This window comes from Photobacterium damselae, assembly GCF_003026815.1.
Classification (GTDB): domain Bacteria; phylum Pseudomonadota; class Gammaproteobacteria; order Enterobacterales; family Vibrionaceae; genus Photobacterium; species Photobacterium damselae.
In genome coordinates, this window is the sequence record NZ_PYOG01000054.1 from 1 (window position 1) to 10,992 (window position 10,992).

A 10,992-nucleotide genomic window follows, 5' to 3' on the forward strand; every position below is an offset into this window, starting at 1 on the left:
TTCTAAGAAGTGGACGATGCCGATTAGAAACTGGCGACAAGCTCTAAACCGCTTTATGATTATGTTCGAAGACCGACTCTCTGAGTACATGTAATCTCGACAGTTACACAGAATTATTTACAGGGTCCAAACCAGTTTCCTCCTTCTCCTTATTTTCTTTATCACCTCTTTTCCCTCTTCCCCTTACCATAGCTTCCCTTTTTTCTTTCTTTTCCCTTTATTCCTTCTCTTCCCCAATCCCCAATCCCTAATCCCTAATTCCCCTTCTCTTCCTTCTTCTCCTTCTTTTCCCTAACCCCCCAATTCTCCCCCCCATTTCTTCGACCCACTTCACCATCACAACCGTAATTAACTTATTTATCAGTCAATATTCTGTGAATACCACCGAGCACTCAGTTTAGGATATTGCAGCAAACTATACTTATGCCACCATGCGCATTGGTTAGGTAAAAGCTTAGGTGAAGAACATTGATAAATATGGATAAAATAGACATCATCCATCATGGAGCAAAAGACGGCGTTACGGGTTCTTGCCATCAACTGCAGATAGAGCAAGATGGGTTTACTTCGAGCTTATTGATTGACTGTGGCTTATTTCAAGGTCGAGAATCACGTCCTAACTTAGATATCGAGTTTGATATCTCAACCGTTGAAGCGCTGTTGATCACCCATTGCCATATCGATCATATTGGCCGTATTCCGTGGTTACTAGCCAAAGGGTTTACTGGGCCTATCTTTACCACCGAGGCATCTGCTGCCTTATTGCCTTTAATGCTGGAAGATAGCTTAAAACTGCAACTTGGACTTAACAAAAAGCAGTGCCAGAAATTTATTGAGCGGATAGAAAAGCAGATCAAACCTGTGCCATATCATTGTTGGATTCAGCAACGGTTAGCATCGTTTGATTCGGTATCTATTCGTTTTTCTCCTGCTGGTCACATCTTAGGTTCTGCCTTTATTGAGATTAAATTACCCAATCGACAAGTGGTGGTATTTAGCGGCGATCTTGGCCCAACCAATACGCCATTGTTGGTCGATCCGCAATCGCCTTACCAAGCTGATATTCTTGTGCTCGAGAGTACCTATGGCTATAAACCCACTCACGGTGTAAAAGAGCGAGCACTGCATTTGTTTGATATCATCCATCGTTCTCTGCTCGATGGCGGCGTGATTTTAATCCCAGCCTTTAGTGTGGGACGAACGCAAGAGTTGCTGTTTGATATTGAAAACATTATTGCTGATACAATTTATCGCTGTGGCTTAAAAGAGCCGATCCCCATTAATTGGCAATTCCTTCCTGTTATTCTTGATTCCCCTCTAGCACAAAAAATTACCGATCAATACCAACAGTTCCAACACCTGTGGGCCAAAGAAGCCAAAGACAAGGTCTATCATGGCCGCCATCCATTATCTTTTTCCCAATGTATTACTATTGAAGATCATAGCGATCACCTTGCACTGATTAATCGTCTGCAAAAAAGCGGTGAGCCTGCCATTGTTGTTGCCGCAAGCGGTATGTGTACTGGCGGGCGAATCATGAATTATCTCAAAGCACTGTTACCTGATAGCAGAACCGATGTCATTTTTGCTGGATATCAAGCAGAAGGTACATTAGGACGAGAGCTATTAGATGGTGCACTTGAGGTTTCTATCGACAAAAAGAGTGTTGAAGTCAATGCCTGCATTCATCAGATGTCGGGTTATTCTGCCCATGCCGCGCAACAGGACTTATTAGCTTTTGTGGATGGTATTGAACATAAACCAAAACGCATTCATGTGATCCACGGTGAAGAAGCTGCCCAACGAGCCCTTGCTGATAAGTTGATGACCTTATATCCAGAAATAGAAGTAGTGTGTGGGGTGGATATGGGGGGGGATTCGGGAAAAGAAGGAAAAGAGGGGTAGAACGGGAAGGAAGGGATAGATAGGAAAAGAGGGGTAGAGTGGGAAGAAAGGGATAAATAGGAAAAGAGGGGAAGAGTGGGAAGAAAGGGATAGATAGGGAAAAGGGGTAGAGCGGGAAGTAAGGGATAGATAGGAAAAGAAGGGAAGTGCGAGAAGGAAGGGATAGATAGGAAAGTAGGGGAAGTGCGGGATGAAAGGGATAAATAGGAAAAGAAGGAGTAGTGTGGGAATGAAGGGATTGATAGGGAAATAGGGGAAGAGCGGGAAGAAAGGGATAAATAGGAAAAGAGGGGTAGAGCGGGAGTAAGGGATAGATAGGAAAAGAGGGGTAGAGCGGGAATGAAGGGATTGATAGGGAAAGAGGGGGAGAGCGGGAAGGAAGGGATAGATAGGAAAATAGGGGAAGAGCGGGAAGAAAGGGATAAATAGGAAAAGAGGGGTAGAGCGGGAGTAAGGGATAGATAGGAAAAGAGGGGTAGAGTGGGAAGAAAGGGATAGATAGGAAAGAGGGGCAGAGCGGGAATGAAGGGATTGATAGGGAAAATAGGGGATAAGTGGAAGGAAATAAAAAGGAGTCAAATTTAGATGCGTTGTAAAGATCTTGAGATTTGGAAGAGAAGTTACCAGCTATCCGTATCGGTAAATATGTTAATGAAAGATTGTCGCGACTTTGGTCTAAAAGATCAAATTTGCCGAGCTTCCGTATCTATTCCCTCCAATATATCGGAGGGAGCAGAACGTGGCAGTAATCGTGATTTTATTAGATTTCTTTATTTTTCAAAGGGATCATGCGCAGAACTTTATACTCAATTGATGATGGTTAGAGATTTTAAATATGCTGATGAGTGTATAGTCCTGCCATTATTAGAAGAAACCGCTCGTGTTAATAAAATGATCGGTAGCTACATTCATTACTTAAAAAAAGTAGAGCAAAGATAGTATGAAATTTCTTTTATCTTTGCCTTAATCTCTTCCTTCTCTTCCTTCTCTTCCTTTTCTTCCTTTTTTTACCCTATTTCCCCTTCCTCCCCTTAACCAACTTCCTCACCCACATTCTTCCTGGATGCAACGCCTCAAGAACCGATAGCGGCATCGGTAGCGGATCGCCGCAAATTTGTGAAGCCATCATTTCGCCTACTAGCGGAGCTGAGCTTAACCCGCGAGAACCCAAACCAATTAAAGCAAACAAATTGTTATACACAGGAATCTTGTCGGCACTTGCTTGCATCTCTTTTAGGTTTTCATACTGAGTTAACAGCTCATCATAGCGACACACATTTCCCATAAATGGCAGGTGATCGCGAGTAGCGCAGCGCACACCAACTCGTGCTTGGTTATCACTAACATCAACCGATTTTGCCCACTCAGCTTGCGGTAAGCAGTCGATCAAACGTTGCTTGTTATCGTGCTGGTTTTGTTCGCTAAAGGCTAAATCTACGCTGTTACGATCGTAGCTAGCACCGATACAATGAGTGTGGCTATGCGGATTTTCAGGGGTTAAATATCCATCATAGCAAAGTACGGTTTTGAGTTTGCCAAGCTGCTCATTGGTTGGAATATGGCTTACTTGTCCACGGACCGAATAAGCTGGAATTTTTGCTGTTTGTTCAAAGTCAGTAAAACGATGACCATTGGCGATCACAACACAAGCATGCTGTTTGCTTTGTCCATCGCTAAATTGTAATTGCCAGCGTTGATCACTCTCTTGCTGTAACTTGCACACTTCACTTTGAGTATGAAGGGTAAGAAGGCCCGTTGCTTGCGCCTGTTCAATTAACGCACGAGTCAACTCTTTAGGGCAAAGCCAGCCACCGAGAGGATAATTTACTCCATCAAAGCCAGTTTCAACGCCAGTTACTTCACAGGTTTGTTGATGGTCTAGCGCGCAAATCAATTCATTAGGAAAACCGCCAGCTAGCATTTTATCAAGCTTAATACGCTGCTTATTTCGCATATCAGCCCCTTTTTCTCCTCCCTTTATTCCCTCTTCACCTTTATTCCCTTCTCTTCCTGTTTTACCCTCACTTCCTTCTCTTTCCTCTTCTTGACGCTCTTTAGACTCGTCACTCGAAACTAGTAAACTCGTATCTTCCCCTTCTTTCCCTTCCGTTCCCGCTTTTCCTTCTCTTCCTTCTCCTCCTTTTTTACCCTCTTTTCCTTCTCTTCCTATATTCCCTTCTTCTCCCATCTTCTCCCCAAACCCCAATTGCACAACACCACACCAATCATGATCAAATTGACTGTTTTGTGCCGCTTGTTCAACAAATTGACGAGCAAAGACAAAGGCAGGAGCAAAGAAGCGAGAGAGCGCATTATGATTACCGTTCAGTAAAGGGTAGACCGCACCTTGTTTATTGCCCGAAGCCCCTTGCGCTGGTTTTTCATCTTTACAGTATAAGGTAACGGTTTGTCCACGGCGTACGAGACTGAGCGCTGTTGCAGCCGATGCTACACCTCCACCAATAATGGCAATATCATTTAAGGCTTGCGTGCTATCGTTTTCCGCTCTTGCGCTGATGTGATACCAAGGTTTGGTGTTACTTGGCGCTGAACGTTCACCAATCGTGCCAGTTAGCATCTCCCGTTTATGACCAAATCCTTTGGCTTTTTTCATTTCAAAGCCAGCTTCAATAAGCTCTCGACGCACAAAGCCTGCTGCGGTAAAGGTCGCTAACGTACAACCTGAACGCGCTAGGTTACGCATACCTTTATAGACATCCAGATTCCACATTGCCAGATTCTTACTTGGTGCAAACCCATCTAAGAACCAAGCATCAACAATTCCTTCATCACCAGTCCACACTTGTGGCATACAATCTTGGATATCACCAAACCAGAGATCTAGGGTGATTAAACCATCTTCTAAAATAATGCGATGACAGTCAGCAACTGCAGGTGGGTAATGGGCGTGAAGTTGCTGTGCAAGATCGCTTAACTCAGGCCATGATAGATGCGCTTTTTTTAAGTCTTCTAAGGTTACTGGGAATTTTTCAAAACTGATAAAATGCAGCTCTTTGACTGTGGCATCGGGGTTTTCGGCGCGAAATGCTTTGAACTGCTGCCAAAGTGCAAGAAAGTTAAGACCTGTACCAAAGCCGGTTTCAGCAACGACAAAACGGCGGCGAGAAAAATCGTTCCAACGATCGGGTAAGCCATTTTGTTGTAAAAAAACATAGCGAGTTTCTTCTAAACCGTTAGCATTAGAAAAATAGACATCATCAAAATCGTTGGAGACAGGCGTACCTAATTCATTCCAATCCAGTATTGCATTTTCGATTTTAGCCGGGTGCTGATTAGTATCTTGAGTAGACAAAGAGTGAACCTCGTTGCTGAATTTGTGCAATTTGTTGGCGTAAAAGTGGCGAACAAATCGACGAGAATGTAACAATTGTCAAGATTGTACTGGATTTTTAGGAAAGCTGACCACTTTTTGGTGGTAAAGTCGTTATTATCTATTTCAAGACACTTTGGTGTATCAACAGTTATTCAGTAGGAATTGAACATGAAACGAGCCGTTATTACAGGCATGGGTATTATCTCTAGTATTGGTAACAATGTTGAAGAGGTATTGGAGTCCCTAAAAGCTGGCAAATCTGGTATTAACTTTTCTGAGCAATTTGCTGAGATGAAGCTTCGTTCTCAAGTTTGGGGTGATCTAAAGATTAACCCAGCTGAGCACATCGACCGTAAACAAATGCGTTTCATGGGTAATGCTGCCGCGTATGCATTCCTATCTATGGAGCAGGCGATTGCTGATTCAGGCCTTACTGAAGATCAAGTTTCTAATGAGCGTACAGGCCTTGTTGCTGGTTCTGGTGGCGCATCATCAATGAACCAAGTTGCTGCCGTTGATATTCTTCGTGAGAAAGGCGTTAAGCGTGTAGGTCCTTATATGGTTCCTCGTACTATGTCTTCTACCGTATCTGCATGTTTGGCAACACCATTTAAGATCCGCGGTGTGAACTACACCATGAGTTCTGCATGTGCAACTTCTGCACACTGTATCGGTCACGCAGTAGAACTGATTCAACTTGGCAAACAAGATGTGGTATTTGCTGGTGGCGGTGAAGAGCTAGATTGGTCTTTGACTATGATGTTCGATGCAATGGGCGCTCTATCAACGAAATATAATGATGACCCATCAAAAGCTTCACGTACTTACGATGCAGACCGTGACGGTTTTGTTATCTCTGGGGGCGGCGGTATGGTTGTTATTGAAGAACTTGAACACGCTCTTGCTCGTGGCGCGAAAATCTACGGTGAAGTTGTAGGTTATGGTGCAACATCTGACGGCTACGACATGGTAGCGCCATCAGGTGAAGGTGCGGTTCGTTGTATGAAGATGGCAATGCAAGACCTTGATGCGCCAGTGGATTACATTAATACTCACGGTACTTCAACTCCTGTTGGTGACGTAAAAGAGCTAGGTGCTATCCAAGAGCTATTTAGTGAGAATTGTCCTGCTATTTCAGCAACAAAAGCGATGACAGGTCACGCCCTGGGTGCGGCAGGTGTTCACGAAGCAATTTACTCAACGCTAATGCTAGATAACAACTTTGTTGCACCAAGCATTAACATCGAAAATCTAGATGAAGCAGCGCAAGGTCTAGATATCGTAACTGAAATGCGTGAGCAAGAGTTGAAGACGGTTATGTCAAATAGCTTTGGTTTCGGCGGTACAAACGCAACGCTAGTTATTAAGAAGTTTGAAGGGTAAGTGATAGTTTCGAGTGATCGAGTTAACGAGTCATTGAAATCTTGGCTTTGGAAGATGATTGTGGGAGGAGAGGGAGAAAAGGGAAAAGAGGGAAAATAAGGTTTTAGGAAGAGCAGGGGAAAAGAGGGAAGAGCTGGAAAAGAGGGAAGATCAAGAGCAAAAAGCTTGACACCACATAGAACGGGATCAAACTTTAGTACCTCGAAACCTCGAAACCTCGAAACCTCGAAACCTCGAAACCTCGAAACCTCGAAACCTCGAAACCTCGAAACCTCGAAACCTCGAAACCTCGAAATTCAAATTTTCCCAGGACGACACTGGCAAAGAAGCGTACAAAGAGGCTAGCCAAAGACATCTGAGTATCCTCTAAGCCAGTGTCAAAAACAGACGCGACGTGAGTTTTACCGAAATAGTAAAGTGTTTGCTGCATTTTTTCTACATTTTGGAACTCACGATTTCCTGGATTTGCCCGATCAGTTTTTGATCGGGCTTTTTTGTATCCGAATCGTCATTGTCATCCCGGAAGAGAGGAACGAGCTATCCGGGATCTAGATGATCACTAATCTCGTTCGTTATACTCACTATAGCAGGTGACAGTAGACCGCCTATGGAATGAGCGCTACTTTTCCTCTAAACTAACCCTATCAATTAGAGCTAACATGCTCTGATATAAAAACAATTGAGGTTGAGTAATGAAGATTACTGTTGTAGGTACAGGCTATGTTGGTCTGTCAAATGCCGTGTTATTGGCTCAAAATCACCAAGTGGTTGCTTTAGATATCATTCAAGAAAAAGTGGATTTAATTAATAACAGATTATCTCCCATTGTTGATGCTGAAATTGAGCAGTATCTTCGTGAAAAACCTCTTAATTTAGTGGCAACAACCGACTCTGAAACCGCCTACGATGGTGCAGATTTTGTCATTATCGCAACACCAACCGATTATGATACCCAAACAAACTACTTTAATACTGGCTCAGTCGAAGCAGTTATTAAAGATGTGATGGTGAAAAATCCTACGGCAACAATGGTTATCAAATCAACCATCCCGGTAGGGTACACACAACGCATTAAACAAGAATTGGGTTGCGAGAACTTAATTTTCTCTCCTGAGTTTTTACGTGAAGGTCGTGCGCTATACGATAACTTGTACCCATCTCGTATTATTGTTGGTGAGCAGAGTGAGCGAGCTCAAGTGTTTGCGCATTTGCTTGCAGAAGGGGCAATCAAAGACGATATCCCAATGCTCTTTACCAACTCCACTGAAGCAGAAGCGGTAAAGCTGTTCTCAAATACCTATCTTGCTATGCGTGTTGCTTACTTTAATGAACTGGATACCTATGCGGCAACCAATGGTTTAGATGCTCGCCAAATCATTGAAGGTGTGGGTTTAGACCCTCGTATTGGTAATCACTATAACAACCCATCGTTTGGCTATGGCGGTTACTGTTTGCCAAAAGACACCAAGCAGCTTCGTGCCAACTATTGCGATGTACCGAATAATATTATTGGTGCAATTGTTGATGCCAACACCACTCGTAAAGATTTTATTGCCGACTCTATTATTGCCAAGCAACCAAAAGTGGTGGGTGTGTATCGCTTAATCATGAAGTCCGGTTCTGATAATTTCCGCGCGTCTAGCATTCAAGGCATCATGAAGCGTATTAAGGCGAAAGGCATTGAAGTGGTGGTTTATGAGCCAGTATTAAAAGAAGACGATTTCTTTAACTCTAAAGTGATTCGTGATTTAGATACGTTTAAAGCAATGTCGGATGTGATTGTGTCAAACCGTATGGCACAGGAGTTGGCAGACGTTGCTGATAAGGTTTATACCCGTGATTTGTTTGGGGCGGATTAAGTTTTAGGAATTCTGTCATCCCGGAAGTGAGGAACGAGCTATCCGGGATCTCCAACAAAGTGCGTAAGATGTGAGATTATTTTCAATATAACAACGCGTTTTATGAGATCTCCTATCTCGTTCGTCGTACTCACTGTAGGAGATGACAACAATAAAGGACATCACATTGAAAATACTCATCGATGAAAACATGCCATATGCGCACGAGCTATTTAGTCAGTTAGGCGAAGTGATTGCAAAACCGGGTCGTAGCTTAATGCCTGCCGATCTGGTTGATATTGACGCTTTAATGATCCGTTCGGTCACCAAAGTAAATCGTGAACTGCTCACTCAAGTCAATAAGCTTAAATTTGTCGGCACCGCAACAGCAGGGGATGATCATGTGGATCAAGCTCTGTTAGCAGAAAAAGGCATTACTTTTACCGCTGCACCCGGTTGTAACAAAGTTGGGGTCGCTGAATACGTTATCAGTAGCCTAATGGTTTTGGGGCAGCAACACGGCTTTTCCATCTTTGATAAAACCGTTGGTATTATTGGCGCGGGAAATGTCGGAACGTATTTGGCGCAATGTTTAGATGCGCTAGGTATTCGCTATTTACTCAATGATCCTTTAAAGCAAGAGCAAGGTGATCCGCGTCAGTTTCATACCGTCGATGAGATTTTAGCGCAATGTGATGTTATTACGTTACATACGCCAATTACCCGAACAAGTTTGTATCCTACCCATCATTTAGTTGATTCGGCATTTTTGGCTAAGATGCAGAATAACGCTATTTTGATTAATGCGGCGCGTGGTCCTGTAGTAGATAATCAAGCATTGAAGCAAGCTCTGATTGACTCTCAGCAAGGGGAAAAAACGCTGACCGCAGTATTAGATGTTTTTGAACAAGAGCCTTTGGTTGATCTGGAACTCTTGCCGCTGTTGGCTTTTGCTACTCCCCATATTGCTGGCTACGGTTTAGAAGGTAAAGCTCGTGGTACAACCATGGTCTTTAATGCTTTTTGCCAGTTTATAGGCTCACAGTTATATGCCGATGCTAAAGAGTTGTTGCCTGTTGCTCCTATCCCTTATGTTCAGTTAAGTCGTATTTGGGATGAGGCGAGTTTGTTTAATTTAACTCAGCTCATTTACGATGTGCGCAAAGATGATGGAATATTCCGCTTTGAGATGTTTAAAACAGGGGATGATTCTTCACAAATGGCGTCAGCTTTTGACCAAATGAGAAAAAATTACTGGGATCGCCGTGAATATAGTGCGATTACAGTGGCGGGCGAGGCTGCTTTTGCGGTAGAGTCTCTGGCTAAATTAGGTTTTACTGTTGTAGAGGAAACTCATGAGTCAGGAATTTGATATCGCGATACTAGGTGCGACTGGTGCGGTAGGTGAAGCTATGGTTGAAGTACTTGAGGAGCGTCAGTTCCCAGTTCGTAACCTATACTTGCTAGCGTCTGATCGCAGTGCAGGTAAAGTACTTCGCTTTAAGGGTAAGTCAGCACGTGTCACTGACGTTGAAGATTTCGACTGGAGTCAGGTACAGATTGCGCTATTCTCAGCAGGTGCCGAAGCGTCTGAGCGTTGGGCTCCTATCGCAGCTGATGAAGGTGTTATTGTTATTGATAACACATCACGTTTCCGCTACGACTACGATGTTCCTTTGGTTATTCCTGAAGTGAACCCAGAAGCCATTGCTGAGTACCGTAACCGCAATATTATTGCCAATCCAAACTGTTCAACAATTCAAATGCTGGTGGCACTTAAGCCTATCCATGATGCATATGGTATTGAGCGTATTAACGTGGCAACATACCAATCGGTATCCGGTTCTGGCAAAAAAGGTGTGGATGAATTAGCAGGTCAAACAGCCAAACTGTTAAACGGTCTACCGGTTGAAACTAATGCTTATCCAAAGCAGATTGCATTTAACTGTCTACCTCATATCGATCAGTTTATGGATAATGGCTACACCAAAGAAGAGATGAAAATGGTGTGGGAAACGCAGAAAATTTTCTGTGATCCAAATATCCGTGTGAATCCAACTTGTGTACGTGTACCTGTATTTTACGGTCATGCTGAAGCGGTTCACGTTGAAACTGCACAGCCAGTTAATATCGAAGAAGCGCTACAGCTACTTGAAAACGCCGAAGGTATTGAGCTGTTCCACGGTGCAGAGTACCCAACTCAAGTGAGCGACGCCACAGGTAAAGACCATGTGATGGTTGCCCGTGTTCGTGAAGATATCAGTCACCCTTGTGGTCTAAACATGTGGGTTGTGGCCGATAACGTACGTAAAGGCGCGGCAACTAACGCAGTTCAGATCGCTGAGAAGTTGATTTCTGATTATATTTAAGTTGTAAAATAGGGGGGTAGGGAAGAGCGGGAAAAGAAGGTAATAGGAATAAGGGCAAGAGCGGGAAAAGAAGGTTTTTAGGAAGATAAAGAGCAAAGAGCTTGACACTATTCGATATGGAATCAAAATTTTTAGCCCCTAGCCCCTGTCTCTTATACACATT

7 protein-coding genes are annotated in these 10,992 nt (G+C 43.5%); 6 read left to right on the top strand and 1 reads right to left on the bottom strand.

Going from position 1 to position 10,992, the window contains the following annotated elements:
- Positions 1-477: 477 nt before the first annotated feature.
- Together CTN07_RS21490 and CTN07_RS21495 are read left to right on the top strand one after the other, a co-directional pair.
- Positions 478-1,905, top strand: a complete 1,428-nt coding sequence (locus CTN07_RS21490) for an MBL fold metallo-hydrolase RNA specificity domain-containing protein (RefSeq protein ID WP_005298222.1) — start codon at positions 478-480, stop codon at positions 1,903-1,905.
- A 585-nt stretch (positions 1,906-2,490) separates the two neighbouring features.
- The gene (locus CTN07_RS21495) at positions 2,491-2,844 is read left to right on the top strand and encodes a four helix bundle protein (protein ID WP_036763420.1); all 354 of its coding nucleotides are present in this window, start codon (positions 2,491-2,493) and stop codon (positions 2,842-2,844) included.
- A 73-nt stretch (positions 2,845-2,917) separates the two neighbouring features.
- On the opposite strand, the gene mnmC1 is transcribed toward CTN07_RS21495, so the two are convergent.
- A complete protein-coding gene (gene mnmC1, locus CTN07_RS21500) occupies positions 2,918-5,218 on the bottom strand; it encodes an FAD-dependent 5-carboxymethylaminomethyl-2-thiouridine(34) oxidoreductase MnmC1 (RefSeq protein ID WP_005298223.1) in 2,301 nt (766 codons plus the stop codon).
- 189 nt (positions 5,219-5,407) lie between these two features.
- On the opposite strand from mnmC1, the gene fabB reads away from it, so the two are divergent.
- The 4 genes from fabB to CTN07_RS21525 all read left to right on the top strand — a co-directional run bounded on the left by fabB (position 5,408) and on the right by CTN07_RS21525 (position 10,829).
- On the top strand, positions 5,408-6,622 hold the full coding sequence (gene fabB, locus CTN07_RS21505) for a beta-ketoacyl-ACP synthase I (RefSeq protein ID WP_005298224.1): 1,215 nt from the start codon (positions 5,408-5,410) through the stop codon (positions 6,620-6,622).
- A 692-nt stretch (positions 6,623-7,314) separates the two neighbouring features.
- On the top strand, positions 7,315-8,481 hold the full coding sequence (locus CTN07_RS21515) for a nucleotide sugar dehydrogenase (protein ID WP_005298225.1): 1,167 nt from the start codon (positions 7,315-7,317) through the stop codon (positions 8,479-8,481).
- A gap of 166 nt (positions 8,482-8,647) precedes the next feature.
- Positions 8,648-9,832, top strand: a complete 1,185-nt coding sequence (locus CTN07_RS21520) for a 4-phosphoerythronate dehydrogenase (RefSeq protein ID WP_005298226.1) — start codon at positions 8,648-8,650, stop codon at positions 9,830-9,832.
- Positions 9,816-10,829: an aspartate-semialdehyde dehydrogenase gene (locus CTN07_RS21525; RefSeq protein WP_005298228.1), complete on the top strand. Its 1,014-nt coding sequence runs from the start codon at positions 9,816-9,818 to the stop codon at positions 10,827-10,829. The genes CTN07_RS21520 and CTN07_RS21525 overlap by 17 nt, the downstream gene beginning before the upstream one ends.
- The last annotated feature ends 163 nt before the right edge of the window (positions 10,830-10,992 follow it).